This window comes from Mycobacterium sp. NGS29, assembly GCF_059812965.1.
The window spans coordinates 269,605-294,867 of record NZ_JCALDR010000004.1 but is presented as its reverse complement, the minus strand read 5'-3'; the positions used below and the strand labels follow the sequence as shown (position 1 = coordinate 294,867).

At 67.8% G+C, this 25,263-nt stretch carries 26 protein-coding genes; 7 read left to right on the top strand and 19 right to left on the bottom strand.

Annotated elements, in window-relative coordinates; genetic code table 11:
- Positions 1 to 4: 4 nt before the first annotated feature.
- From miaA to AC5Y5Z_RS07950, 3 genes are read right to left on the bottom strand one after another with little or no spacing between them, the layout of a single operon-like run.
- Positions 5 to 925, bottom strand: a complete 921-nt coding sequence (gene miaA / locus AC5Y5Z_RS07960) for a tRNA (adenosine(37)-N6)-dimethylallyltransferase MiaA (RefSeq protein ID WP_463826912.1) — start codon at positions 923 to 925, stop codon at positions 5 to 7.
- Positions 922 to 1,605, bottom strand: coding sequence for a class III extradiol ring-cleavage dioxygenase family protein (locus tag AC5Y5Z_RS07955; protein ID WP_499924449.1), 684 nt, complete (start codon positions 1,603 to 1,605; stop codon positions 922 to 924). Before AC5Y5Z_RS07955 ends, miaA begins: the two co-directional genes overlap by 4 nt.
- A 37-nt stretch (positions 1,606 to 1,642) precedes the next feature.
- Positions 1,643 to 2,608 carry a DMT family transporter gene (locus tag AC5Y5Z_RS07950; RefSeq protein ID WP_499924448.1) on the bottom strand — a complete coding sequence of 322 codons (966 nt, stop codon included), beginning with the start codon at positions 2,606 to 2,608 and terminating at the stop codon, positions 1,643 to 1,645.
- Positions 2,609 to 3,113: 505 nt separating this feature from the next.
- On the opposite strand from AC5Y5Z_RS07950, the gene AC5Y5Z_RS07945 reads away from it, so the two are divergent.
- The gene (locus AC5Y5Z_RS07945) at positions 3,114 to 4,490 is read left to right on the top strand and encodes a DUF349 domain-containing protein (RefSeq protein WP_499924596.1); all 1,377 of its coding nucleotides are present in this window, start codon (positions 3,114 to 3,116) and stop codon (positions 4,488 to 4,490) included.
- Here AC5Y5Z_RS07945 and AC5Y5Z_RS07940 read toward each other — a convergent pair.
- The 4 genes from AC5Y5Z_RS07940 to recA are packed head-to-tail and all read right to left on the bottom strand — an operon-like array spanning position 4,487 to position 8,200.
- Positions 4,487 to 5,086: an Rv2732c family membrane protein gene (locus tag AC5Y5Z_RS07940; RefSeq protein WP_463826915.1), complete on the bottom strand. Its 600-nt coding sequence runs from the start codon at positions 5,084 to 5,086 to the stop codon at positions 4,487 to 4,489. The genes AC5Y5Z_RS07945 and AC5Y5Z_RS07940 overlap by 4 nt on opposite strands.
- Before the next feature lie 11 nt (positions 5,087 to 5,097).
- Positions 5,098 to 6,621 carry a tRNA (N6-isopentenyl adenosine(37)-C2)-methylthiotransferase MiaB gene (miaB, locus tag AC5Y5Z_RS07935; RefSeq protein WP_499924447.1) on the bottom strand — a complete coding sequence of 508 codons (1,524 nt, stop codon included), beginning with the start codon at positions 6,619 to 6,621 and terminating at the stop codon, positions 5,098 to 5,100.
- Between the two features lie 54 nt (positions 6,622 to 6,675).
- Positions 6,676 to 7,194, bottom strand: a complete 519-nt coding sequence (recX, locus tag AC5Y5Z_RS07930) for a recombination regulator RecX (protein WP_499924445.1) — start codon at positions 7,192 to 7,194, stop codon at positions 6,676 to 6,678.
- Positions 7,160 to 8,200 carry a recombinase RecA gene (gene recA / locus AC5Y5Z_RS07925; protein WP_463826918.1) on the bottom strand — a complete coding sequence of 347 codons (1,041 nt, stop codon included), beginning with the start codon at positions 8,198 to 8,200 and terminating at the stop codon, positions 7,160 to 7,162. The genes recX and recA overlap by 35 nt, the downstream gene beginning before the upstream one ends.
- Positions 8,201 to 8,379: 179 nt before the next feature.
- Here recA and AC5Y5Z_RS07920 point away from each other — a divergent pair, with 179 nt between their 5' ends.
- The gene (locus AC5Y5Z_RS07920; protein WP_499924444.1) at positions 8,380 to 9,024 is read left to right on the top strand and encodes a (2Fe-2S)-binding protein; all 645 of its coding nucleotides are present in this window, start codon (positions 8,380 to 8,382) and stop codon (positions 9,022 to 9,024) included.
- 138 nt (positions 9,025 to 9,162) lie between these two features.
- Here AC5Y5Z_RS07920 and AC5Y5Z_RS07915 read toward each other — a convergent pair whose 3' ends face one another.
- Complete coding sequence (locus AC5Y5Z_RS07915; protein ID WP_463826920.1) at positions 9,163 to 9,357, bottom strand: DUF3046 domain-containing protein; 195 nt, start codon at positions 9,355 to 9,357, stop codon at positions 9,163 to 9,165.
- A gap of 21 nt (positions 9,358 to 9,378) precedes the next feature.
- The gene (locus AC5Y5Z_RS07910) at positions 9,379 to 10,539 is read right to left on the bottom strand and encodes a glycosyltransferase (RefSeq protein ID WP_499924443.1); all 1,161 of its coding nucleotides are present in this window, start codon (positions 10,537 to 10,539) and stop codon (positions 9,379 to 9,381) included.
- A 43-nt stretch (positions 10,540 to 10,582) separates the two neighbouring features.
- Between AC5Y5Z_RS07910 and AC5Y5Z_RS07905 the strand changes: the two genes are divergently transcribed.
- Positions 10,583 to 11,029: a limonene-1,2-epoxide hydrolase family protein gene (locus tag AC5Y5Z_RS07905; RefSeq protein ID WP_463826922.1), complete on the top strand. Its 447-nt coding sequence runs from the start codon at positions 10,583 to 10,585 to the stop codon at positions 11,027 to 11,029.
- A 7-nt stretch (positions 11,030 to 11,036) separates the two neighbouring features.
- On the opposite strand, the gene pspM is transcribed toward AC5Y5Z_RS07905, so the two are convergent.
- From pspM to pgsA, 4 genes are all read right to left on the bottom strand, one after another.
- Entirely contained in the window at positions 11,037 to 11,861 is an 825-nt protein-coding gene (gene pspM / locus AC5Y5Z_RS07900) for a phage shock envelope stress response protein PspM (protein WP_463826923.1), read from the bottom strand.
- A 12-nt stretch (positions 11,862 to 11,873) separates the two neighbouring features.
- Complete coding sequence (gene pspA / locus AC5Y5Z_RS07895; RefSeq protein WP_463826924.1) at positions 11,874 to 12,695, bottom strand: phage shock protein PspA; 822 nt, start codon at positions 12,693 to 12,695, stop codon at positions 11,874 to 11,876.
- Between the two features lie 111 nt (positions 12,696 to 12,806).
- Positions 12,807 to 13,127: a transcriptional regulator ClgR gene (clgR, locus tag AC5Y5Z_RS07890; RefSeq protein ID WP_463827168.1), complete on the bottom strand. Its 321-nt coding sequence runs from the start codon at positions 13,125 to 13,127 to the stop codon at positions 12,807 to 12,809.
- Between the two features lie 95 nt (positions 13,128 to 13,222).
- Positions 13,223 to 13,819 carry a CDP-diacylglycerol--glycerol-3-phosphate 3-phosphatidyltransferase gene (gene pgsA, locus AC5Y5Z_RS07885; protein WP_463826925.1) on the bottom strand — a complete coding sequence of 199 codons (597 nt, stop codon included), beginning with the start codon at positions 13,817 to 13,819 and terminating at the stop codon, positions 13,223 to 13,225.
- Between the two features lie 58 nt (positions 13,820 to 13,877).
- Here pgsA and AC5Y5Z_RS07880 point away from each other — a divergent pair, with 58 nt between their 5' ends.
- Positions 13,878 to 14,402, top strand: coding sequence for an amino-acid N-acetyltransferase (locus AC5Y5Z_RS07880; protein ID WP_463826926.1), 525 nt, complete (start codon positions 13,878 to 13,880; stop codon positions 14,400 to 14,402).
- Between the two features lie 13 nt (positions 14,403 to 14,415).
- Here the strand turns inward: AC5Y5Z_RS07880 and AC5Y5Z_RS07875 are convergent, their stop codons facing one another.
- Positions 14,416 to 16,944, bottom strand: a complete 2,529-nt coding sequence (locus tag AC5Y5Z_RS07875; protein WP_463826927.1) for an FtsK/SpoIIIE family DNA translocase — start codon at positions 16,942 to 16,944, stop codon at positions 14,416 to 14,418.
- 177 nt (positions 16,945 to 17,121) lie between these two features.
- Between AC5Y5Z_RS07875 and AC5Y5Z_RS07870 the strand changes: the two genes are divergently transcribed.
- From AC5Y5Z_RS07870 to AC5Y5Z_RS07860, 3 genes are read left to right on the top strand one after another with little or no spacing between them, the layout of a single operon-like run.
- Complete coding sequence (locus AC5Y5Z_RS07870; RefSeq protein WP_499924437.1) at positions 17,122 to 17,436, top strand: putative quinol monooxygenase; 315 nt, start codon at positions 17,122 to 17,124, stop codon at positions 17,434 to 17,436.
- Positions 17,433 to 18,254: a mycofactocin-coupled SDR family oxidoreductase gene (locus AC5Y5Z_RS07865; RefSeq protein WP_463827169.1), complete on the top strand. Its 822-nt coding sequence runs from the start codon at positions 17,433 to 17,435 to the stop codon at positions 18,252 to 18,254. The genes AC5Y5Z_RS07870 and AC5Y5Z_RS07865 overlap by 4 nt, the downstream gene beginning before the upstream one ends.
- 4 nt (positions 18,255 to 18,258) lie before the next feature.
- Positions 18,259 to 19,131 (top strand): SAM-dependent methyltransferase, encoded by an 873-nt coding sequence (locus AC5Y5Z_RS07860; protein ID WP_473140073.1) that lies wholly within the window; start codon positions 18,259 to 18,261, stop codon positions 19,129 to 19,131.
- 43 nt (positions 19,132 to 19,174) lie between these two features.
- Here AC5Y5Z_RS07860 and AC5Y5Z_RS07855 read toward each other — a convergent pair whose 3' ends face one another.
- From AC5Y5Z_RS07855 to AC5Y5Z_RS07835, 5 genes are all read right to left on the bottom strand, one after another.
- On the bottom strand, positions 19,175 to 20,851 hold the full coding sequence (locus AC5Y5Z_RS07855) for a ribonuclease J (RefSeq protein WP_463826930.1): 1,677 nt from the start codon (positions 20,849 to 20,851) through the stop codon (positions 19,175 to 19,177).
- A 7-nt stretch (positions 20,852 to 20,858) separates the two neighbouring features.
- The gene (gene dapA / locus AC5Y5Z_RS07850; RefSeq protein WP_473140075.1) at positions 20,859 to 21,761 is read right to left on the bottom strand and encodes a 4-hydroxy-tetrahydrodipicolinate synthase; all 903 of its coding nucleotides are present in this window, start codon (positions 21,759 to 21,761) and stop codon (positions 20,859 to 20,861) included.
- A 274-nt stretch (positions 21,762 to 22,035) separates the two neighbouring features.
- Positions 22,036 to 22,788 carry an FAD-dependent thymidylate synthase gene (thyX, locus tag AC5Y5Z_RS07845; RefSeq protein WP_499924434.1) on the bottom strand — a complete coding sequence of 251 codons (753 nt, stop codon included), beginning with the start codon at positions 22,786 to 22,788 and terminating at the stop codon, positions 22,036 to 22,038.
- 422 nt (positions 22,789 to 23,210) lie between these two features.
- The gene (locus tag AC5Y5Z_RS07840) at positions 23,211 to 24,422 is read right to left on the bottom strand and encodes a winged helix-turn-helix domain-containing protein (protein WP_499924595.1); all 1,212 of its coding nucleotides are present in this window, start codon (positions 24,420 to 24,422) and stop codon (positions 23,211 to 23,213) included.
- Between the two features lie 61 nt (positions 24,423 to 24,483).
- Positions 24,484 to 25,230, bottom strand: coding sequence for an ATP synthase subunit B family protein (locus AC5Y5Z_RS07835; RefSeq protein WP_499924433.1), 747 nt, complete (start codon positions 25,228 to 25,230; stop codon positions 24,484 to 24,486).
- Positions 25,231 to 25,263: the final 33 nt, after the last annotated feature.

Here is a 25,263-nt window from a genome sequence, read left to right as displayed (position 1 = left end):
CAGATCAGGTTACGTGCCGCCAGGCCCGCAACGCCTCATCGACGGCACCCTCGGCGGTCCCGTCGATCCACTGCACCCGGTGGTCGCGACGGAACCAGGACCGCTGTCGTCGTACATAGCGGCGGGTACCGACGAACGTCTGCTCGCGGGCGTCGTCGAGCAACGCGGGCGTCCCGCCGGCATCCAGCGCCGCAAGCACTTGGGCATACCCCAGCGCACGGGACGCGGTGACACCGTCGCGCAGGCCGCGATCCAGCAGCCCGCGCACTTCTTCGACCAGCCCGTCGGTAAACATCGCCTCGGTGCGCTTCGCCAGTCGCTGATCGAGAATCGTTGTCTCACAATCTAATCCGATGATCACCGTGCCCCAGCGGGGGGCACCGATGCGCGGCGCGGACGCGGCGAACGGCTGGCCGGTGAGCTCGACGACTTCCAACGCACGCACGATGCGCCGGCCGTCGGTGGGCAGAATTGTCGCGGCAGCGGCCGGATCACGCTGCGCCAGTTCGGCGTGCAAGCCGCCGACCCCGAGTTCGACGAGCCTTTGCTCCCATCGGGCGCGCACCACGGGATCGGTTGCGGGAAAAGACCAGTCGTCGAGCAACGACTGGAGATAGAGCATCGACCCGCCGACCACCACCGGCACCGCTGACCGGCGCCGGATCGCCTCGACGTCGATGGCCGCGGCCTGCTGATAGTTCGCCACAGTCGCTGTCTCGGTGACGTCGAGGACGTCGAGCTGGTGGTGCGGGATACCGCGGCGCTGCGCGACGGGCAGCTTGGCGGTCCCGATATCCATGCCGCGGTAAAGCTGCATCGCGTCGGCGTTGACGATCTCGGCCGGACCGCCGAGCCGTTCGACGACGTCGAGTGCCAGTTGCGATTTGCCGGTGCCGGTCGGTCCGATGATGGCCAGCGGTCTCACGGCTGCCAGACACCGGCGAAATAGCCCACCCCGTAGGGTGCCCCCCGGTAGAGCTCCTTGACCGTCCGCGGTGCGGTGAGCATCAGGCCGGCCAATGTCGCGAACGCCGCCCGGCCCAAGACCTGATCCGGCAGCCGGGTCAGGGCGCCGACGTCGCCGCCGGCCAGTGCGTCGTCGAGGGCCAGCTGCATGTCGGTGCTGGCGGGGTCGTACCCGCCGGGCGCGCGCGGCGTCAGGGTGTTGACGCCGTCGGCGACCAGCAGCACGCCGGTCGGTTCGGTCGCGCGGTCGATCTCAGCACGCAGCCGGCGGCCGCGGGCCACCGCGGCGCCGGAGTCCTGGCCCGCCGCGCACACCCAGACCGAGGCGCTGCCGTCGGGCCGGACTTGGCCGCGAAGCCAGGCCGCGATCAGCCCGCACAGCGGCATCGTCACCGGCATCGTGCCGTCCGGCCCCAACTGAGCCCGCACGTCGACCCCGAATCCTGCGAAGCTGCCGGTGCATTCCGGACCCAGCACCGCGTCGGCGCTGCCGATGCCCAGGGCGACCCAGCTATCGGGCAGGACTGCCGCGGCCGCGCTCACCGCAGCGCTCAGGTCGGCGATTTCTGCGGCGGCCGCGCCGGCCAGTTCGGGGACCAGCACCGGCGCGGACGGAACAATCGCGATTGCGCTCAGCACGCCCTAAAACTAACTTCTCCAGGCGGCCCCGACCGGTCTACCCGGAGGTCGACCCCAGCGCCGAGCCGTCGGCCGCGCTGACGGTGCCCGTCGGAGGCGGGGTTGATTCGTCGACGTGCGGGGCGTCGCCGCCGGCGTCGGCGACGATCTGCGCAGCTTCGCCGCGGGCCAGCGCCACGGTCGCGACGATCACCATCGCGACCGCCGCGATCAGCACGAATGCCTCCGGGCCGTTGGCCGAGATCGTCTCGCCGAGCACCAGGGTGCCCAGTGTCGCAGCCACCACGGGTTTAGCGACTGTCATCGTCGGCAAAGAGGCGGTCAACGCACCGGCCCGGAACGCGGACTGCTGGAAGATCATCCCGCACAACATCGTGACCAACCAGGGAATGAACTCCGGCGAGGTGACCGCGCCGCCGAGTCCGTCTTTGTGCACGACTTCCACCACGCCCTTGGTCAGCACCGCGAACAACGCCAGCGACGAGCCTGCCACGACCGCCAGCAACACCGCAGCCTGCGGACGTCCGTGCCAGATCCTGGCCGCCACCAGACACGACACCAGCAGGGGGCCCATCACCGCGGCGACGATGATCCAGGTCAGCAGGGGCGCGCGGTCGTGGCCGGCCAACGGGTCGCCGACCTTGATCACCACGGCGAGGGCCGCGGCGAGGGTGACGGCCCACATCCATTCCGATCGGGTGATCTTGTGATGGGTGAGGCGCGAATAGATGGGCAACGCGAACAGCAGAGCCGTCACCTGAAGCGTGGTCACCAGCATGACCGATGCCCAGATCAACGCCACAGCCTGCAGGCTGTAGTTCAGGATCGCGCACAGACCGCCCGTCCACCACCGGGCGTCGCGCAAGGACATGCCGAACAGCTGGAGGTGGCCGACCTCCTTGTCGGTGATCTCGTGAGCCGAGCGCTGCCGGATCACATCACCGGTTGCCGATGCCAGCGCCGCGAACAAAGCGATGATCCCGGCGATCCCAACCATTGACATGGGCGACCCTCAATTCCCGAACTCCGCCGCCAGTTTCCCCCCGTCAGGTGCACGTACACCTGATTGTCGCTGGCAGTTAACCGAACACTCTATGGCTCTGCAAGGCGCTGTGAACAGTGATCCAGCACGTTCGCGACGCCTTCGATACCCGCTGGTGCGACCCCAAAGCCTCGCTCATCAAGCTGAGCGCCACCCAGGGCCGGCTATGCAGAAGCTGTGAAAAACACCTGCCCTGCGTGTTGTCGCAATGCCCAAAGTCACGGTACCCGCCTGCGGATAGGGCCTATCCGGCGCAATCGAACGGGAACCGATTCGTTACCCGGGCGGCGGCGCTGAAAAGCAGCGATAGCCGAAGGTGGCGGCACACCGCTCGCCGAACTGCTTCAATACTTGTGGGAAACCGGTCGGCACCGCACCAGAACTGCCGACCGTCGAGGTGCCGCTGCGCGCGGCCGCTGCGCGGGAAGTCGACCGCGCGATCGGAGAAGGACAGGTGACGAGCACAATGACGGGTGACCAGCCCGGTAGCAATGACTCCGCGGAGTCGATCAATCCGACCGCGAAGCCGGTGCCCGCACCTCGTCCGGGGCCTCGCCCCGGACCGGGCCCCCGTCCCGGCGTACCCGGCCCCGGGCCCCGCCCGGCGGCGGCTCACCTGGTCAAGGCCCCGCACAGTGACCCGCACAAATTCGGCCGCGTCGACGACGACGGCACCGTGTGGCTGGTCACCGGCTCCGGTGAGCGCGTCGTGGGATCCTGGCAGGCCGGCGACCGCGAGGCGGCGTTTGCCCACTTCGGCCGGCGGTTCGACGACCTCAGCACCGAAGTCACCCTGATGGAAGAGCGGTTGGTGTCGGGCACGGGAGATCCGCGCAAGATCAACGCCAACGCCGCGGCGCTGGCCGCGACCTTGCCGACCGCGGCGGTGCTGGGCGACATCGACGCGCTGGAACGCCGGTTGTCCGACATCCAGGCCCGTATCGACGTCTATGTCACCGCGCACCGTTCCCGACGCGAGGAGCACCGGGCCGCGCAGACCGCCCGCAAGGAGGCGCTGGCCGCCGAGGCCGAGGATCTGGCTGCGAACTCCACGCATTGGAAGGTGGCCGGCGACCGGCTGCGGGCCATCCTCGACGAGTGGAAGACCATCAGCGGACTCGACCGCAAGGTCGACGACGCGCTGTGGAAGCGCTACTCCGCGGCCCGCGAGACGTTCAACCGGCGGCGCGGGTCCCATTTCGCCGAACTGGACCGGGAGCGTTCGGGGGTGCGCCAGGCCAAGGAGCGGCTGTGCGAACGCGCCGAGGCGTTGTCGGATTCGACGGACTGGGGCACCACCAGCGCGGAGTTCCGCAAGCTGCTGACCGAATGGAAGACGGCCGGCCGGGCCAGCAAAGATGTCGACGACGCCCTGTGGCGCCGCTTCAAGGCCGCGCAGGACTCGTTCTTCACGGCGCGCAATGCCGCCACCGCGGAAAAGGACGCGGAGTTCCGCGCCAACGCCGCGGCCAAAGAGGCGCTGCTGGCTGAAGCCGAGAAGATCGACCCGAGCAACCAGGACGCCGCCCGGGCCGCGCTGCGCACGATCGGAGACAAGTGGGACGCGATCGGCAAGGTGCCCCGGGAGCGGTCCGCCGATTTGGAGCGACGGCTGCGCGCGGTGGAGAAGAAGGTTCGCGACGCCGGTGAGTCCAATCGCGCCGATCCGCAGGCTCAGGCGCGCGCCGAGCAGTTCCGGTCGCGCGCCGAGCAGTACGAACAGCAGGCCGCCAAGGCTGCGGCGGCCGGAAAGACCAAGGAAGCCGAGGAAGCCAAAGCGAACGCCGAACAATGGCGGCAGTGGGCGGACGCGGCTGCGAAGGCGCTGACCCGGCGGTCCTAGCGGTCGCCGGGGTCGGCCGGTGGCTCGTCGGGCTGCAGGCCGTCCAGCAGAGTCTTGGATTGATGTTGGGCCACAACGCGGCGACGTTCTTCCTCGGCGGCCAACTGCACCACGGTGCGCTGCCACACCACCCGGGCCCAGTGGAACGTCAGCACGATCACCGTCAGCCACGAGACGAACAACCCGACGCCCGGACCGGGGTGGCCGGCCGGCACGGTCTGCCGCGACCAGACGGCCAGCAATCCGGTGCCGCTGGCCAGTGCAGATCCGGCCAGCGCCACCCACGCCACCGCCCAGCGCCGGGTCAGCAACGCCAGCATGGAGAACCCGACGCCGAACACCAGCGTCAACCAGACGAAAACCCGCAACGGCAGCGCCACGGCGGCCCCCGGTGCGTCGTGGGTGTTGAACAGCATGTCCCAGCCGCGCACGCTGCCGGTGTGCGGCAGCACGAACGACCCCAACAGCACGAAAACCAGGATCGCCACGGCCAAAGCTCGCGCGCCGGGGTCGATTTCACGGGCGACGCGCCGTTCAGCCGCCTCGATCTCGGACCGGTAGGCGTCGAAATCCGCGCCGTCCGCTTTTCTGCTCATGCCTTCCGAGCCTATCCGCCGCACCCGATTGGCTGGGTTGCGGCGGCGGGCTGCCCGACGGCGGGCATCCCCAGACCGACGCCGCGACGGCCCTGGCCGGCGGCGTGCGCGTCGCCGGCCCGGGTACGGCGGTGGGTCAAGATGCCGGCGTCGGCGATGAGGTGATGCGGTGCGGCGTCGGTGAGTTGCACGGTGATGATGTCGCCGGGACGGATCCGCGCGTCACCGGCGGCGAAATGCACCAGTCGCCCGTCGCGGGCGCGGCCACTCATGCGCGCAGTGCTGGCGTCCTTGCGCCCCTCACCGGTGGCGACCAGCAACTCGACCGGCTGGCCGACCAGCGCCCGGTTGTGCTTGAGAGAGATGCGTTCCTGCAGTTCGACGAGCCGCTCGTACCGCTCCTGCACCACGGCTTTGGGCAGCTGGTCGGCGAGCGCCGCGGCCGGCGTGCCGGGGCGCTGGGAGTACTGAAAAGTGAACGCGGCCGCAAAGCGCGCCTGCCGCACCACGTCGAGGGTGGCCGCGAAGTCCTCCTCGGTCTCACCGGGAAAACCCACGATCAGGTCGGTGGTGATGGCCGCGTGCGGCATGGCCGCTCGGACGCGTTCGATGATGCCCAGGTAGCGCTCGGCGCGGTAGGACCGGCGCATCGCCCGCAGGACGCGGTCCGACCCGGACTGCAGCGGCATGTGCAGCGCCGGGCAGACGTTCGGCGTCTGCGCCATCGCCTCGATCACGTCGTCGGTGAACTCGGCCGGGTGCGGCGAGGTGAACCGGACGCGTTCCAGACCGTCGATGTGGCCGCAGGCCCGCAACAGGTCGGCGAAAGCGCCGCGGTTGCGGGGTAGTGCGGGATCGGCGAACGAAACGCCGTAGGCATTCACGTTCTGGCCCAGCAGCGTGATTTCGAGCACGCCGGTGTCCACCAGCGACCGCACCTCGGCCAGGATGTCGGCCGGGCTGCGGTCGACTTCCTTGCCCCGCAACGACGGCACGATGCAGAACGTGCAACTGTTGTTGCACCCGACGGAGATGGAAACCCAAGCGGCATAAGCGGATTCGCGGGCGCTGGGCAGCGACGACGGAAACTCCTGCAGGGCCTCGGCGATCTCCACCTGGGCGGCGTTGTTGTGCCGGGCCCGTTCCAGCAACGTGGGCAGCGAGCCGATGTTGTGGGTGCCGAAGACGACGTCGACCCACGGTGCCCGGCGAAGCACCAGGTCGCGGTCCTTCTGGGCCAGACAGCCGCCGACCGCGATCTGCATGTCGGGGTTGCTGCGCTTGCGCGGGGCGAGGTGGCTGAGGTTGCCGTAGAGCTTGTTGTCGGCGTTCTCCCGGACGGCGCAGGTGTTGAACACGACGATGTCGGCATCGGTCCCGTCTGCTGCGCGCCGGTAGCCGGCCGCCTCCAGCAGGCCCGCCAGGCGTTCGGAGTCGTGGACGTTCATCTGGCAGCCGTAGGTGCGGACCTGGTAAGTGCGCGCCGACAGCGGCGCAGCGTCGCCCGCCACGTCCGGAGCCACCGTCGAAGTCACTGGGCCATGGTACTGGCGGCCGGCACACCGGTGCCGTGTCGGCCGTCTTCACCCCTACACCTGGCGCCGCTCCCGTTCCGCAGCCATCTCGCCCAACACCACCTCGCACGCCACCGCCTGGCTGTACCCGCGCCGCGCCAGGATTGCGATCAACCTGCGCGTCACCTTGGTGTCGTCTTCGCCCAGCTCCTCCCGGCGCAGGCGAGTGCGCACCAGTTGCTCGGCTCGGGCACGCTCAGCGCCGGCATCGATCCCGGCCAGCACGGTGCTGATCACCTCGTTGTCCACCCCTCGGGTGTGCAACTCGGCAGCCAGCGCGCGCTTGCTCTTGCCCGCGTTCGCCCGCCGCGACCGCACCCACTGCTCGGCGAAATCCTCGTCGTCCACTAGCCCGACGGCAGCCAACCGATCCAGAACCCGTTTGCTGACATCGTCGGGATAGCCCTTTTGGGCCAGCTTCCCGGCCAATTCGGCCCGGGTGCGCGCCCGTGCGGTGAGCAGGCGCAGGCACAGCGCCCGCGCCTGCTCATCGCGACGCTCAGAAGTCGACGGGGGCGGGCAGGACGCCGTCATCAGTCACCACTGCGCCAATGCCGAGTTTTTCCTTGATCTTCTTCTCGATCTCGTTGGCCACTTCGGCGTTCTCCAACAAGAAGGTGCGGGCGTTTTCCTTGCCCTGGCCAAGCTGTTCGCCCTCGTAGGTGAACCAGGAGCCGGACTTGCGGATGAAGCCCTGATCAACACCCATGTCGATCAGCGAGCCTTCCCGGCTGATTCCCCGGCCGTAGAGAATGTCGAACTCGGCCTGCTTGAACGGCGGCGACACCTTGTTCTTGACGACCTTGACCCGGGTGCGGTTGCCGACCGCGTTGGTCCCGTCTTTGAGCGTCTCGATCCGACGCACGTCCATCCGCACCGACGCGTAGAACTTCAGCGCCTTACCGCCGGTGGTGGTCTCTGGACTGCCGAACATCACTCCGATCTTTTCCCGCAACTGGTTGATGAAGATCGCGGTAGTGCCCGAATTATTCAGTGCGCCAGTCATTTTCCGCAGCGCTTGGCTCATCAGCCGGGCCTGCAGTCCGACGTGACTGTCGCCCATCTCGCCCTCGAGCTCGGCGCGTGGCACCAGGGCCGCCACCGAGTCGATGACCACGATGTCCAACGCGCCCGAACGGATCAGCATGTCGGCGATCTCGAGGGCCTGCTCACCGGTGTCCGGCTGGCTGACCAGCAGGGAATCGGTGTCGACGCCGAGTTTCTTGGCGTAATCCGGATCCAGCGCGTGTTCGGCGTCGATGAACGCCGCGACACCCCCGGCGGCCTGGGCGTTGGCCACCGCGTGCAGCGCCACAGTGGTCTTACCCGAGGATTCCGGGCCATAGATCTCGATGACCCGGCCACGCGGCAACCCGCCGATGCCCAGTGCGACGTCCAGCGCGATGGATCCGGTGGGAATCACCGATATCGGCTGGCGCACCTCGTCACCGAGGCGCATCACCGAGCCTTTGCCGTAACTCTTCTCGATCTGGGCCATCGCCAGTTCGAGAGCCTTCTCGCGGTCAGGGGCTTGTGCCATGGTGCCTCTCCTGTAGTCGGTGTTCGGTGACCGGGATCGGTCGGTTGGCTGTGACACTAGAGAAGGCCACCGACAAGTCGAGATCACCGAATGTCACCCACAGTAGCCGAACACCTGTTCGACTCAAGTTCGACACGCGGTGTATGGCAATATCGCCGGAAAGACACCCGCAAAGACACATGGACATCTCCGCACCGCTCGTCGACATCTCCGCGTATGGCGGTTTTTTCGCAGTCACAGTGGGCGGCGACCCGGCGGGATGGCATCCGGTGACCGCGTCCTATGCCGACGGCTTCGCCGACCTGATCGACGCCACCAACGCCCGCCTGGCCAGCTCCGAGCCGCGCATCGGTGCTTCCCTGGTGCAGCTCGGCCACGCCGCCCGGCTGTGGTCCCCGGTGCTGGCCTGCGTACTCGCCCACGGCGTCCTGCCCGACCTGAGCGGCCTGCAGCGAGCCGACGACGGCGCACAGTTACGGCTGCCCGCCCCCGCCGGCGAACCCGTCGCGCCGTCCCCGGAACTCCTGTATCGCGTCGTCGTGCAGGACCACATGGAGCGGTTCGCGGCCGGACTGGACATCAACCTGGCGCCCGGCCTGCTCTACGGCAACATCGCATCCGCGCTCACCGGCACCGCCCGCATGCTGCTCGCGGCGCGGCCAGACCTGCGCGACACGATCGCGCGTACCACTGGTGAGCTGTTGGACACTGGCGCACTGGTCGGAGCAGGCCAGATCAGCGACAACCTGGGCTTCCGGCGCAACAGCTGTTGCCTCTACTACCGCCTGCCCGGCGGCGGGAAGTGCGGCGACTGCGGCATCTAGTCCATCGGGACTGCGGTGCGCAGCGCAACGAGCCTGTACTGGCGGCGGGATTTTCGGCCAACCGGCGTCCTCAGTACAGGCCGACGCCACCAGTACAGGCTCGACGCCACCACAGCCTCGACGCCAAGGGCGAGACGATCACCACTGGTCGCGGGGCACGTCGAAGTCGGCGCATAACGCCCGCCACACGTCGCGCGGCTCGACGCCGTCCTCGATCGCCTGCGCGGCGGTCCGGCCACCGAAACCACTCAGCACGTGATCAGCCAGCACCGACGACCCATAAGCCGCACCGAAGCGCAGCACCACCCGCTCGTTGAACTCCGTCAGCCGCACGCAGCCAAAATACCCAGCCAGTCACCCGGCCAAAGCTTCCCGGCACACCCGCACCGGATCGGCCACCCCGGCAACGCTGCCGGCGGCCCGCTGGGCTGCCGCGCGATACCCGGGCGAGGACAGCACCTTGCCCACCGCGGCCACCAGCGATTCGGCGGTCAGGGGACGAATCAGTTCACCACTGCCCTGGCGCACCACCCGATTGGCCATCTCCCACTGATCGCCACCGCCCGGCACCACCACCAGCGGCACCCCGGCCAGCAGCGTCTTGGCCACCAATCCGTGACCACCGCCGCCGATCACCACATCGGCATGCGTCAGCAGTTCGTCCTGGCGCCCCAACCCCACCACCGCCCACGGTGGCACCGTCAGCTCGTCGCCGCCGAGCCGCGACACCGCCAGCCGGGCACCGGACGGCAGCGTCTCCCCCGGTTTCAGGCATTCCAGCGCCAGCTCCGCCAGCCCGACGGTGCCGGTGGCCGCGGTCGACGGCGCGATCATCACCACCGGTCCCGGCCCCGGCGGGACGTCTAGCACCTGGTCGGTCGGCTCGAAGTGCAACGGCCCCACTACGACGGCCTCGGCCGGCCAGTCCGGGCGCGGTACTTCCAGGGCGGGCAGCGTGGCGATGAGCCGCCGCACCGGGCCGGGATCGCGCGCCGGCAACCCGATGTCGACCCGAACCGCGGCGCGTTGACGCAGACCCGCCCGCACGGAACGGGCCGTCAGCTGCCGCATTACTGTGTCGCGCAGGCGGCCGCGCAGCCCCACCCCAGGCGCCAGTCCGCTGCCGATCGGCGGCAGTCCTCTGGACGGCAGGTACAGCGGATGCGGACACAGCTCGACCCAGGGAATCCCGAGCAGTTCGGCGGCCAGCCCGCCTCCGGAGGTGATGACGTCGGAAACCACCAGATCCGGCCCCAGATGACGCAACGTCGGCGCGATCAGCACCGCCATCCGCGCAGCTCGGCGATGAATTCTGGCTCCGGCGTCGACATCCTCGTCGGTGGCCGTCAACCCGTCCAACTCGACAGCGTCGACGCCGACGTTGCGGGCCGCTTCCAGCCATTCCACCCCGGTGAACAACGTGGGTGTGTCACCGGCGGCCAGGAAGCGTTGGCACAGCGCGATCGCGGGAAACGAGTGTCCGGGGTCCGGCCCGGCGACCACGGCGACGCGCATCGGCCCTACCCTGCCACAGCGGCACTCGCCTAGGCTGGCAACCATGACTGAGCTGACTCAGACGGACGACAAGACCCGGACAGACGACAACATCCGCACAGTGGAGGGATTTCTGTACGCACTGCAGGATGAGGATTTCGACACTGCGGAGGCCGCCCTGGCCGACGACCTGCTCTACGAGAACGTCGGCTACTCAAAGATCCGCGGCGGACGCACAGTGGGCAAGATGTTCCGCAAGATGCAAGGCCGGATCGGCTTCGAGGTGAAGTTCCACCGGGTGGCGGCAGACGGAAACGCGGTACTCACCGAGCGCACCGACGCGCTGATCTTCGGTCCGCTGCGGCTGCAATTCTGGGTGTGCGGGATCTTCGAGGTGCACGACGGCCGGATCACGCTGTGGCGGGACTATTTCGACAGCTTCGACTTCCTCAAGGCGATCGTGCGCGGGCTGGTCGGAGTCGTCATCCCGTCCCTGCGCAAAACGCTGTAAGAGGTCCCTACTGGGCCTTTCTGAGACCGCCGAGTTCGTCGAAAGCCTGCGCCCATCCGAGTAACCGGTCGGTGGCGCCGACGAGCTCGTCGCGGTATCGCTGCTGGGTGAGCATCACCACGCCGCCGCCGTTGTCGCCGTTGGCCGACGAGACCAGATGCGCCGCCGCGGTCACCATCTCGTTGTATTGGCGGACACCGGCGCCCAGCTGTGCGGTATAGGCGTTGATGGTCGGCACCAGGTATGAGCGCGAGGACGCCGACGAATGCGCGGCGCGTTCCATCGACACCACCTCGGCCGCGGTGGCCGCCATTGCCGCCGAGCTACGTTTCGCCGCGTCGGTCAGGTCCCCGATTTCCTCGGCCGGCAGCATCGCGCCGCGCTCGATCACCCCGAGCAGCGAGAAGAATCCCCGTTCGGAGGCACCCAGCGCATACATCGCCGGGCGCGCCGCCGAACCGGACGGCGGCAGTCGTCGCACGCCGGCCGGTCGCTGCGCGGGAAGGGGCTCGGCTTTCAACCATCGGTAGCGGAAGAACAGCAGCGTCGCCGGAATCACCATCAGCACCGCCACGGCGCCGGTGATCTGCAGCAGCAGCGCAAACCAGCCCCACGCCGCCAGCACCGCGGTCACCAGCCCCCAGAACGCCACTCCGGCGGTGAAGATCCAGGCCCAGCGCAGCGCGCGTCGACGCCGCCGCAGCTGGCGCGCGCGGGGGTCGGAGATGGCGGTGACCTTTCTGGCCAGCAGGTCGGTCGCGTCGGCGAGGGTGTCGAATCCACGCTGCAGCAATCCCCGCCACAACCCGCGCTGATTCGACCTCGCCACCATCAGTCCACTCTCCTACTGGCCGAAGGGTTTCTCGGGAACCGCGCCGCCGGTCTCGGTCACCGGCTTGGTGGTGTTGATCCCCGGCGCGGCCGCGCCACCGGCCGGCAGCGCGTCGCCGCGCATCGAGGCGCGGATCTGCTCCAGCCGGGAATGCCCGGCCATCTGGACGCCCGCCTGCTCGACCTCGAGCATCCGGCCCTGCACCGAGCTCTGCGCCAGTTCGGCCGAACCGACCGCGTTGGCGTAGCGCCGCTCGATCTTGTCGCGGACCTCGTCGAGGCTCGGGGTGTTGCCCGGCGCGGCGAGATCGCTCATCGAGCGCAGCGACGCGCTCACCTGCTCCTGCATCTTGGCCTGCTCGAGCTGGCTGAGCAGCTTGGTGCGTTCGGCGATCTTCTGCTGCAGCACCATCGCGTTGCGTTCGACGGCCTTCTTGGCCTGTCCGGCCGCCTGCAGGGCTTGGTCGTGCAGGGTCTTGAGGTCCTCGACGCTCTGCTCGGCGGTGACCAGCTGGGCAGCGAACGCCTCTGCCGCGTTGTTGTACTCGGTCGCCTTGGCGGCATCTCCGCTGGCGACGGCCTGGTCCGCCAGGGTCAGCGCCTGACGCACGTTGACCTGCAGCTTCTCGATGTCCGCCAGCTGCCGGTTCAACCGCATCTCCAGCTGGCGCTGATTGCCGATCACCTGCGCGGCCTGCTGGGTCAGCGCCTGGTGGGTGCGCTGGGCCTCCTCGATGGCCTGCTGAATCTGCACCTTGGGGTCGGCGTGCTCGTCGATCTTGGAGTTGAACAACGCCATGACGTATTTCCACGCTTTGACGAACGGATTGGCCATCGGTGAGCTCCGCCTTCGCTTCTTGTGTGCCGGTTGGGCCGCAACGCTACCCTTGCCGCTCAACTTAGTAGGTGAGCGCGCTCAGCCCCACCCTCAGTGCCGCTGCAGCACTCAGGCCACGGCCAGCCGGGCAACCGGCGGAATAACCACCTTGGTGCCGGCGTCGATGCCCGGAATCGCGCTGCGGGCGGCACGGTCCTCACCGGCCAGCCGCTCGCCGGCGTCGATGAGGACTTGCGACAGCGGGACCTGCAGCGCTTCACAGATCGCGGTCAGCAGTTCGCTGGACGGCTCTTTGCGGCCGCGTTCGACTTCGGAGAGATACCCGAGGCTGACCCGCGCCGAATCGGACACCTCGCGCAGCGTGCGGCCCTGTGCCGTCCGGGCTCCCCGCAGCACGTCGCCAATGACCTCGCGCACCAGTGCCGCCATTGCGCTCTCCTTCATCCGCCGGATCCCCCAAAAAACATGGGACTTCAGGTCAACGCAGCTGCGGGCGGCGATGGTTCCCGGCGACGCGCTGAAATCTAGGCTGCGGGTTTGGTGTGCCGGATTTCGCGGACCGTCGAAGCCACGTAGTCGATGCCGGTCACCACCGTCAACAGGATCGCCAGTCCCATCACCACCTGCGCCGCCGTGTGCAGGAAACCTGACAACGGCAGGACGAACAACCCGATCGCCACCGCTTGGACCAGTGTTTTCACCTTGCCGCCCCAGCTGGCGGGAATGACACCACGCCGGATGACGGCCAGCCGCAACACGGTGATCGCGATTTCACGGCTCATGATCAGCACGGTGATCCACCATGGCAGCTCGCCCAGCATCGACAGACCGATCAGCGCCGCGCCGATCAGGGTCTTGTCCGCGATCGGATCGATGAAGGCGCCGAATTCCGTCGCCATCCCGTAATTGCGGGCCAGCTGGCCGTCAAACCGATCAGTGATGCAGGCGACGGCGAAAATCGCCCACGCGACGATCCGCGCGTAGGTGTGGTGACCGTCGCCGTAGAACAAGGCGTACAAGAAGATCGGGACCAATACCAGGCGGAGCAGCGTGAGCACATTGGCCAGGTTGGCAATGCTGGCAGGACCAGCTATCTCACCGGTTTCCGGCTGCCCCGACACGGCAACAGAATAGCTGTTGACCAGCTCAAGCGAACCTCGACGTCGATACTGTGGCGGCGTGAACGAAAGTCGACCGGATTCTGGGCCGGTGGTGCGGCGCGCGCGCACGTCCGATGTGCCCGCGATCAAACAACTCGTCGACACTTATTCCGGACGCATCCTGCTGGAAAAGAATCTCGTCACGCTCTATGAGGCCGTCCAGGAATTCTGGGTCGCCGAACACCCTGACGGTTCCGGCAAGGTCGTGGGCTGCGGAGCATTGCATGTGCTGTGGTCCGATCTCGGCGAAATCCGGACCGTGGCGGTCGATCCCGCGCTGACCGGCCACGGCATCGGGCACGCGATCGTCGCGCAGCTTCTGGAAGTCGCGCGCGAGCTGGAGTTGCGGCGACTCTTCGTGCTGACCTTCGAGACCGAATTCTTCAGCCGGCACGGATTTACCGAGATCGAGGGCACTCCGGTCACCGCCGAGGTATTCGAGGAGATGTGCCGCTCTTATGACATCGGTGTCGCCGAGTTCCTCGACCTGAGCTACGTCAAACCCAACACGCTGGGGAACTCCCGCATGCTGCTGGTCTTGTAGGCGCGCGAGCGGCCTATTCGGATCCGTCGGCGTTGCTGCCGCCCCGGATCAAGGCCAGCGTGCCGGCCAGCTCGTCGGGCTTGACCAGCACCTCGCGCGCCTTGGACCCCTCGGACGGCCCGACGATGCCGCGGGTCTCCATCAGGTCCATCAGCCGGCCGGCCTTGGCGAAGCCGACCCGCAGCTTGCGCTGCAGCATGGACGTCGAGCCGAACTGGCTGGATACCACCAGCTCCACGGCCTGCAGGAACACGTCCATGTCGTCGCCGATGTCGGGGTCCACGTCGGTGCGTTCGCCGGTGGACTTGGCGGCGGTGACGCCCTCGGTGTATTCGGGTTCGGCCTGGTCCTTGCAGGCTGCGACGACGGCTTGGATCTCTTCGTCGCTGATGTAGGCGCCCTGCAGGCGCACCGGTTTGCTCGCACCCATGGGCAGGAACAACCCGTCGCCCATGCCGATGAGTTTCTCGGCGCCGGCCTGGTCCAGGATCACCCGGCTGTCGGTCAGTGAGGAGGTGGCGAACGCCAGCCGCGACGGCACGTTGGTCTTGATCAGCCCCGTGACGACGTCGACGGACGGGCGCTGGGTGGCCAGCACCAGGTGGATGCCGGCCGCGCGCGCCTTCTGGGTGATCCGCACGATCGCGTCCTCCACGTCGCGTGGTGCGGTCATCATCAGGTCGGCCAGCTCGTCGACGATCGCCAGCACGTAGGGGTAGGGCCGGTACTCCCGCTGGCTGCCCAGTGGGGTGGTGATCGCACCGGAACGCACCTTGGCGTTGAAGTCGTCGATGTGGCGCACCCGGGACGCCTGCATGTCCTGGTAGCGCTGCTCCATCTCCTCGACCAGCCACGCCAACGCCGCCGCCGCCTTCTTCGGCTGGGTGATGATCGGGGTGATCAGGTGCGGAATGCCTTCGTAGGGCGTCAGCTCCACCATCTTCGGGTCGATCAGGATCATCCTGACTTCTTCCGGGGTGGCCCGGGTCAGCAGCGAGACCAACATCGAGTTGACGAAGCTGGACTTGCCCGATCCGGTGGACCCGGCGACCAGCAGGTGCGGCATCTTGGCCAGGTTGGCCGAGATGAAGTCACCTTCGATGTCCTTGCCCAGCCCGATCACCAGCGGGTGGTGGTCACGCCGGGTCGACGGTGCGGTCAGGACGTCGGACAGGCGCACCATTTCGCGGTCGGTGTTGGGCACCTCGATGCCGACCGCGGACTTGCCGGGGATCGGGGCCAGCATGCGGACGCTTTCGGTGGCCACCGCGTAGGCGATGTTCTTCTGCAGTGCGGTGATCTTCTCCACCTTGACCCCGGGGCCCAGTTCGACCTCGTAGCGGGTGACGGTGGGACCGCGGGTGCAGCCGGTGACGGCTGCGTCGACCTTGAACTGGGTCAGCACGTCCCCGATGGCGTCGGACATGTGCGTGTTGGCGGCACTGCGTTTTTTCGGCGGGTCGCCGGCCACGAGCAGCTCGAGCGACGGCAGGGTGTAGGGGCCCTCGACAACCCGGTCCAGTACCTCGGTGTCGCGTTTCGCGGCCTTGGCACTTTTCCGGCGGGGTTCCGGAACGGTCGGCGTGTCGTCGGCGACCGGCTCGGCCGGTACCGGTTCCTTGGCTGACGGCCACGCCCTCGGCACGTCATCGATCGACTGGTCGTAATAGCCGTCGGAGAAGTCCTCGGCCGGTGTGACTTCCTCGGTGTCGGCGTCGTCCCCGGCGAAGTCCTGGTCGTCCTCGTCGTCGTACTCGTCGTAGTCGCGGTGAAACAGCCGGGTACCGAACATGTTTCGGAGCGCATCGGGTACTTCACGCATGGTGATGCCGGTCAGCAGCAACAGTCCGAACAGGGCACCGATGAACAGCAGCGGCGCCGCGATCCACGGCGTCAGGCCATCGGAGAGCGGGCCACCGATGGCGAACCCGACGAATCCCGCTGCCCGCCTACGCATCTCGGGAAGCTCGGGCGATCCTGACCACAGGTGTCGCAATCCCAGGAACGACAGGGTGATCATGCTCGAGCCGAGAATGAGGCGGGGCCGCGCATCGGGGTCGGGCGCCGTGCGCATCAGCACGATCGCCACGGCGGCGGCGACTAGCGGCAGGAGCAGCACCGCCGAACCGATGAACATCCGCAGCCCCGCGTCCACCCACGCGCCAACCGGCCGGGCGGCGCCGAACCACGAACTGGCGGCGACGATTACGGCGACCGCGAACAGCGCGAGCGCGATGCCGTCGCGACGATGTCCGGGCTCGATATGGCGCGCTTGGCCGATCGAACGCGCCGCGCTCCCGGTGCCCCTGGCGGCCATCATCCAGGACGCGCGTGCCGCCCGGCCGCAAGTGAGCCCCGCCGAGACCAGCAGCGACCGGTTTCGGCGCCGCGCCGGCCTGGTCGCCCGCTTGACCGGCTTGTTCGGACGTTTCCTGGGCGCCTGGGACGGTGCGCCCGACCGGGCGTTTCGCGCACCAGCCCCGGAAGCCGCCTTTGACCTGGTCGTTCGGGCTCCGGAGCGGGCCGCGGTCTTACTAGCCATGCCCGCAAGCCTAGTCGCAAAAGTCTCATCTGCACCAACCGCCACACTAGTAACAAAAGCATCTCTGGCTGCCCCGCAGCTGTGCCCCGTTTCGTGACCAGGCGGGCTGAGTAGGGTGACAATCGGTCGCCGAGTTGCACCCGTCACATCCCGCCAGAGTCGTCAGGAGTCCCCAGCATGCCCGTCGTCGTCGTCGCCACCCTCGCCGTCAAGCCCGAATCGGTCGACACCGTCCGCGAGATCCTCACCACCGCGGTCGGCGAGGTGCACGACGAACCCGGCTGCCAGTTGTACTCGCTGCACCAGACTGGCGAGACCTTCGTGTTCGTGGAGCAGTGGGCCGATGAGGAAGCCCTCAAGACGCACAGCACGTCACCCGCCATCGGCAAGATGTTCAGCGCCGCGGGCGAGCACCTGGCCGGAGCACCCGACATCAAGATGTTGCAGCCCGTTCCGGCCGGCGACCCTGATAAAGGGCAAATCCGCGCCTGATGCCCCGCCCGCTGGAGGGCCGAGTTGCCTTCATCACCGGCGCCGCACGTGGCCAGGGCCGCGCCCATGCGGTGCGACTGGCCGCTGACGGCGCAGACATCATCGCTGTCGACCTGTGCGATCAGATCGACAGCGTCCGCTATCCGCTGGGTTCCGCCGAAGAATTGGCGACCACTGCCCAGTTGGTCGAAGACACCGGCGCCGGAATCGTGGCACAGCAGGCCGATGTCCGGGACCGAGCCGCGCTGCAGGCCGCATTGCAGGCCGGCATCGACCGCTTCGGCCGGCTCGACATCGTCGTCGCCAACGCCGGTATCGCCCCGATGCAGTCCGGCGACGACGGGTGGCGCGACGTCATCGACGTCAACCTGACCGGCGTGTACTACACGATCGAGGTCGCGATACCGGCGCTGAAAATGCGGGAAGACGGCGGGTCGATCGTGTTGATCAGTTCGTCGGCGGGTCTGATCGGCGTGGCCAGCGCCGACGCCGGCGCGATCGGCTACGCGGCCGCCAAACACGGGCTGGTCGGTTTGATGCGGGTGTATGCCAATCTGCTTGCCCCGCACAATATTCGAGTGAATTCGATCCATCCGAGCGGGGTAGCAACGCCGATGATCAACAATGAGTTCACCCTGAAGTGGCTGGCGGATATGGCTTCGTCCGGATTTGCTGCGGGCGCCGGCAATGCGCTTCCCGTGCAGATCATGCAGCCCGAAGACATCGCCAACGCCGTGGCGTGGCTGGTATCTGACCAGGCTCGCTACATCACCGGCATCGCCATGCCGGTGGATGCGGGCTGCGTCAACAAGAGGTAGGCACATGTCCCGAAACTCCGCTGCACGCACTGCCTTTGGCCCCATGGTGCTGACGGCTGTCGAGCAGAACGAGCCTGCCGACCGCAGGTTGGTGGACGACGACCTCGCCGAACTCTTCCTACCGATACCGATGCGTCTGCTCGTCGCCACCACCCGGTGGCCTGCCGTCCGTCGCGCGCTGATCCGCACGTCAGAACGGACCGGTCGCGGCCTGTGGGCCAATCTGGCCTGCCGCAAACGATTCATCGACGAGAAGCTGGACGAGGTGCGCGACCAGATCGACGCCGTGGTGGTGCTCGGCGCGGGCTTGGACACTCGCGCCTACCGACTGAACCGGCAGACTCGCAAACTCTTCTTCGAGGTGGACCTGCCGGTCAACATCGCCCGCAAAGCCAAGACGGTACGACGGGTGCTGGGCGAGCTGCCGCTCTCAGTTCGGTTGGTGGCGTTGAACTTCGAACGCGACGATCTGCTGACCGCGCTGGCCGAGCACGGCTACCTGCCCGACTACCGGGTGTTCTTCGTTTGGGAAGGCGTCACCCAGTACCTCACCGAGGACGCGGTGCGCACCACACTGAAGGGCCTGCGGCCGACGGCGCCGGGCAGTCGCCTGGTGTTCACCTATGTCCGTCGCGACTTCATCGACGGCACCGACCGATACGGCACCCGGACCTTGTACCGCTCGGTCCGCGGGCGAAAGCCATTGTGGCACTTCGGTCTTGAACCAGAGGAAGTGGCGCCGTTCCTGGCCGAGTACGGCTGGCGACTCAGGGAGCAACTCGGACCCGACGAACTCATGCAGCGCTATGTCGCGCCCACCGGGCGCAAGCTGAACACCTCGCAGGTCGAATGGTCGGCATACGCCGAGAAAATGTAGCGGACAGACCTCCGCCCCTGCTCGCCGAGCGTGGGCCCGAGCGTCAGACTTCGATGACCGTCGGCACGATCATCGGTTGGCGGCGGTAGGTCTCGCCCACCCATTTGCCGACGGTGCGGCGCACCCCCTGGGCGATCCGGATCGGGTCGACGACGTTGTTGGCGGCCAACGCTTCCAGTTCAGCTTCGACCTTGCGCACCACGGGTTCCAGCGCCTTCGGATCTTCGGAGAAACCGCGCGATTGCAGGTGCGGCGGCAACACCGGTACCGCGGTGCCGCGCTTGACGACGACGGTCACCGCGACGAAACCCTGGGCCAAGATCAGCCGCTCGCCCAGCGTGATGTCACCGACGTCGCCGGTGATCAAGCCGTCGACGAACATCTTCCCGACCGGCACCGCGCCCGCGATCCTGGCCTTGCCGGCCACCAGGTCGACACTGACGCCGTTCTCGGCCACCAGAATCGACTCCTCGGGCACCCCGGTGCTGGCGGCCAGCTTGGCGTTGGCCCGCAGGTGCCGCCAGGTTCCGTGCACCGGCATGACGTGGCGCGGACGTACCCCGTTGTAGAGGAACAGCAACTCCCCGGCGTAGGCGTGACCCGAAACATGCACGCGCGCTTGAGCATTGGTGACAACCCGGGCGCCGATCTTGGCCAGCGCATCGATGACGCCGAACACCGCCTCCTCGTTGCCCGGGATCAGTGAGGACGACAGCACGATGAGGTCGCCCGCCGTCAGCGTGATGCTCCGGTGCTCGCCGCGCGACATCCGCGACAGCGCCGCCATCGGCTCGCCCTGGGTGCCGGTGGTGACCAACACCACCTGGTCGGGCGGCAGCATCTCGGCTGCCGCGATGTCGACCAGGTCGGAATCCGCGACGTTCAAGAACCCGAGATCGCGCGCGATCGCCATGTTACGCACCATGGACCGGCCGACGAACGACACCCGGCGGCCCAATGCCACTGCGGCATCGATGATCTGCTGCACCCGGTCAACGTTGGAGGCGAAACACGCCACGATGACCCGGCCGTCTGCACCGCGGATCAACCGGTGCAGGGTGGGGCCGATTTCGCTTTCCGACGGCCCGACCCCGGGGTGCTCGGCGTTGGTGGAATCGCACAGGAACAGATCCACACCGGCGTCGCCCAGTCGCGACATACCGGGCAGGTCGGTCGGGCGGCCGTCGAGCGGCAACTGGTCGAGCTTGATGTCACCGGTGTGCAGCACGGTGCCCGCACCGGTGTACACGGCGATGGCCAGCGCGTCGGGAATGGAGTGGTTGACGGCGAAGTATTCGCACTCGAACACGCCGTGCCGGCTGCTCTGGCCCTCTTTGACCTCGACGAACACCGGTTTGATGCGGTGCTCGCGGCACTTGGCAGACACCAGCGCCAGGGTGAACCTGGAGCCGACGACCGGGATGTCCGGGCGCAGCTTGAGTAGGAACGGAATCGCCCCGATGTGGTCCTCGTGGGCGTGGGTGAGCACCAACGCCTCGATGTCGTCCAGGCGGTCTTCGATGTGACGCAGATCGGGCAGGATCAGGTCGACACCCGGCTCATCATGGGTGGGGAACATGACCCCGCAGTCGATGATCAGCAGCCGACCCAAATGCTCGAAAACCGTCATGTTGCGGCCGATTTCGCTGATCCCGCCGAGCGCGGTGACCCGCAGTCCGCCCGCGGTCAGCGGACCGGGTGGAGCGAGTTCGGAGTTCACGCGCGGCTCACCGGAGCACGGATGCCGCACGCATATCGGCGGCAAGTGCGTCGAGTTGTTCCGGGGTGGCGGCGACCTGCGGCAACCGGGGGTCACCGGCGTCGATGCCCTGCAGACGCAGACCCGCTTTGGACAACGTCACCCCACCCAGCCGGGCCATCGCGTTGCACAGGGGCGCGACCGAGACGTTGATTTTGCGGGCGGTGGCGAGATCTCCAGAGTTGAACGCGGACAACAACTCTCGGAGTTGACCAGCGGCCAGATGCGAGATCACGCTGATGAAACCCGTCGCGCCCACGGCCAGCCAGGGCAGATTGAGGGCGTCGTCCCCGGAGTAGTAAGCCAACCCGGTCTCGGCGATGACCTGTCCCCCGCTGTGCAGGTCGGCCTTGGCGTCCTTGACCCCGACGATGTTCGGGTGCGACGCCAGCGCCCGCAATGTATCGGGGTCGATCGGCACGATTGAGCGCGGCGGAATGTCGTAGAGCACGATCGGCAGGTCGGTCGCGTCCGCGACGGCGGTGAAATGCGCCTTGAGCCCGCTCTGCGGCGGCCTGGAGTAATACGGGGTGACCACCAGCAGTCCGTGCGCACCTTCGGCCGCCGCGGCTTTGGCCAGCTTGATGCTGTGCGCGGTGTCATAGGTGCCCGCGCCGGCCACGATCCGTGCCCGGTCGCCCACCGCGTCCAGAACCACTCGCAACAGCTCACGCTTCTCGTCGTCAGTGGTGGTCGGCGACTCGCCGGTGGTGCCTGAGACCACCAGACCGTCACAGCCCTGATCAACCAGGTGGGTTGCCACCCGGGCCGCAGCCTTGGTGTCCAGCGCGCCCTCGGCGTCAAACGGTGTCACCATCGCGGTCAGCAGGGTCCCCAGACGTGCCGGGGCGTCAAATCCGACGGTGCTCACGGTTCCCCAGATTACCTGGCTACGGCAAGCCGTTTGGCATTGCCGCGGACTCGGGCTTCGGTCACCCGGTCCGATGGCGACCTGCGCCTTCCCCCGCCGCACGGACTCAGGCTTCGGTCACCCGGTCCGATGGCGACCTGCGCCTTCCCCCGCTGCACGGACTCGGGCTTCGGTCACCCGGTCCGATGGCGACCTGCGCCTTCCCCCGCTGCGCGGACTCAGGCTTCCGTCACCCGGTCCGATGGCGACCTGCGCCTTCCCCCGCTGCGCGGGCTCAGGCTTCGGTCGCGAAAGGACTGGTCGCAACTTCGGAGCCGTCCGCCAGGCTGGTCACCTCGAAGTCGGCGAACACCGCGGGCGCGACGTCGGCGAGTTGACGCAGGCACGCGATGGCCAGTCGGCGGATCTCCACGTCGGCGTGTTCGCTGGCCCGCATGGCGATGAAGTGCCGCCAGGCCCGATAGTTGCCAGTCACCACGATGCGCGTCTCGGTGGCGTTCGGCAGTACCGCACGGGCAGCCTGGCGGGCCTGCTTGCGCCGCAGCACGGCGTTGGGTTGATCGGCAAACTTGGCTTCCAGCTTGGCCAGCAGCTCGGTGTAGGTGGCGCGGCTGGCGTCGGCTGCCGCAAGCAGGATCTCCCGCAGTTCGGGGTCGTCCTCCATCCCGGGCGGGACCACGATCTGCGACTCGTTTTCGGGCACGTAGCGCTGGGACAGCTGGGAGTAGGAGAAATGCCGGTGCCGGATCAGCTCATGGGTGCAGGACCGCGAGATCCCGGTGATGTAGAACGACACACTGGCGTGTTCGAGCACCGAGAAATGTCCGACGTCGATGATGTGCTTGATGTAGCCGGAGTTGGTCGCCGTCCGCGGATTGGGTTTGGACCAGCTCTGATAGCAAGCCCGGCCGGCGAACTCGACCAGCGCCGAGCCGCCTAGGCCGTCGGTCGTCCAGGGCACGTCCGGGGGCGCCAGGAAGTCGGTCTTGGCGATCAGTTGCACGCGGAGCGGTGCGGTCTGGGCCACGGCGCTCACCTTAACCCGCGGTACCGGTACCGGCGTCGGCCGGTTTGCTCCACCGCGGGGATGAGTTGCTCGACCTGGTCGGCAGCGTGGGTCAGCTCAACGCCGATTCGCCGAACGCCTCAAGCAACTCCTTCGTCGATCGCGCGACCTTCTCGTCGACGGCTTCTACAGCCTGTTCGACGACCGGCGTACCGATGCACGGCCGGGCGTCTCGATCTCCGCCAATGGCTCCGACTGAAGAAACCACGGTATGTGTTGATAGACACATACCGTTGGCGAGAGCTGGGGCAGTCCCGCGCCACCAGCGATAGGCCACCCCAGGTGGCTGATCTCATCGTCGGTCGACGCGATGTGGGTAGCCGTCGCTTCGGCTTGCGAAAGTCGCAGCTGACCGCTCAGTTTCACCGTGTCGGTCCTGTTCATCAGCCCGACTGCCCGGAGGCCGTTTCCAGTTCAGCCGCCAGATCACCCCGATCGGCCACCGAGACCCCGCTCAAGCCCAACCACCTCGCCATCGACGCCAGCTCCTTGGCCAGCGCCCCCGCTACCCGCCGGCGATCGATCCCGGGCTCCCCAAACGCACCCAGCACCCGCAGCGCATCGGCGGCGCGGTCAGCCTTGAGGTCCACCCGCGCCACCAATTGACCGTCCAACAGCAAGGGCCACACGTAGTAGCCGTACTGCCGTTTGGCCGCCGGCGTGTAGATCTCGATGCGGTAGTGAAAGCCGAACAGCCGCTCCACCCGCGGCCGGAAGAAGATCAGCGGGTCGAACGGGCACAGCAACGCGGTGCCGCGGTCGTAGCGAGGCACCGAACGCGCCCGTAGATATGCCGGTGCCGTCCAGCCGTCAACCTCCACCGGCTCGATCTCACCGTGGGCGACCAACTCGGCTACCGCCGGTTTGACCTGCTGCGCGGACAGCCGGAAGTAGTCGCGGATGTCGGCTTCGGTACCCACCCCCAACGCGGTGGCCGCCCGCAGCACGAGTTCGCGGATGGCCTCGTCGTCGTCGACGTTGCGGGCCAGCACGTCGGCCGGCAACACGCGTTCCACCAGGTCGTAGTGCCGTGCGAATCCGACCCGGGTGGCCGTCGTCAACACCCCGGCGGCGAACAGCGCCTCGGCAACCCACTTGGTGTCGCTACGCCCCCACCAGGGTCCCCGCGCGCCGCGGGGTTCCGCTTCGAGATGCGTTTCGATCTCACCGGCGGTGCTGGGCCCGAGTTCGGCAACAGCGGCCAGGACGTCGTCGGCGAGTTGTGGGTTGGCTTTGACGATATGGACCCCCCACCGGCCGTGCTGGTATTGCCGCATCCGCCAGCGCATCAACGGCCAATCGTCCACCGCCATCAGCGCAGCTTCGTGCGCCCAGTATTCGGCGAACAGCCGTGCGCTTCGTGGCCCCCACGCGGCGCGATCCAGCACATCGCGGTCATAAGGTCCGAGCCGGCTGAACACCGGGGCGTAATGGGCCCGCACCGCCACCGACACGGAATCCAGCTGTAGCACCTGGATCCGCGAAATCAGCCGCCGCAGCTGCGCACGGGTGATGGGAGCCTGGGGCCGCGGTGCGCCGAATCCCTGCGCCGCCACGGCTATCCGCCTGGCCTGCGCGGTGGTCAGCCTGGGAATGCGGACCGACACCGCGCCGAGACTACCGGTTCGTTGCAGTCAACGGCCGTATTGCCGCCGGCTATCCCGCGGCGACTTTCCGGCCTGTTGCGCCGTTGGTGTCGGCCGAGTTGCCCTGTTCCCCGAATGCCACCTCGGCGTCGTGTGCCGCCTGCAGAGCAGCCGGAATCGATTCCAGGTCGCGGTAGACGCCCATCAGCTGCTCCAGCACCTTGATCCGCTGCCGGGCCGCCTCGACCACAGCGCGCCGGGCCTGCTCACGGTAATGATCGGCTTCCTGTTTGGTGTCGGCCAGGAGTTGGTCGCGCTCGCGTTGACTTTCCTGCCAGGCGTCGTCGATGGCCGATCGCGTCTCGGCGCGCATGGCGGCCAGCTCGGCCTCGAGGCGCTGCTTGGTCTCGGCGTACTCGGCTTCCATCTCCTGCTGCCGCGCGACCAGGCCCGCCACCAGCTCTTCGTGCTTGCGCCGCTCCGCTTCAGCCTCGGCCCGAGCCTCGGCAAGGAGCGCGTCGGCTTCGGCTTGCGCCTCGGCCTGCATCTGGGACACCTCGTCGACGGCACGGCGCAGCATCTTCGCCATCCGCTGCTGCACCGCGTGCGGCGAATCCGACGTTTCGATGAGCAGGTCGACCTCGTTGCGCAGCGCCGCCGCCTGCTCGCCGGATTCCGTCAACCGGGTCCGGAGACTCTCGACGTCGTCGCGCAACAGCTGCTGCCTGGTGGTCAGCGCCTCGATGTGCGCATCGACCGCGGCCGGGTCGTAGCCCCGGAACCTGCGGGCGAATGTCTTGACGGGTTCGGTCACCATTTGCATTCCCCCTTCTTCACTTCCCGGCCTACC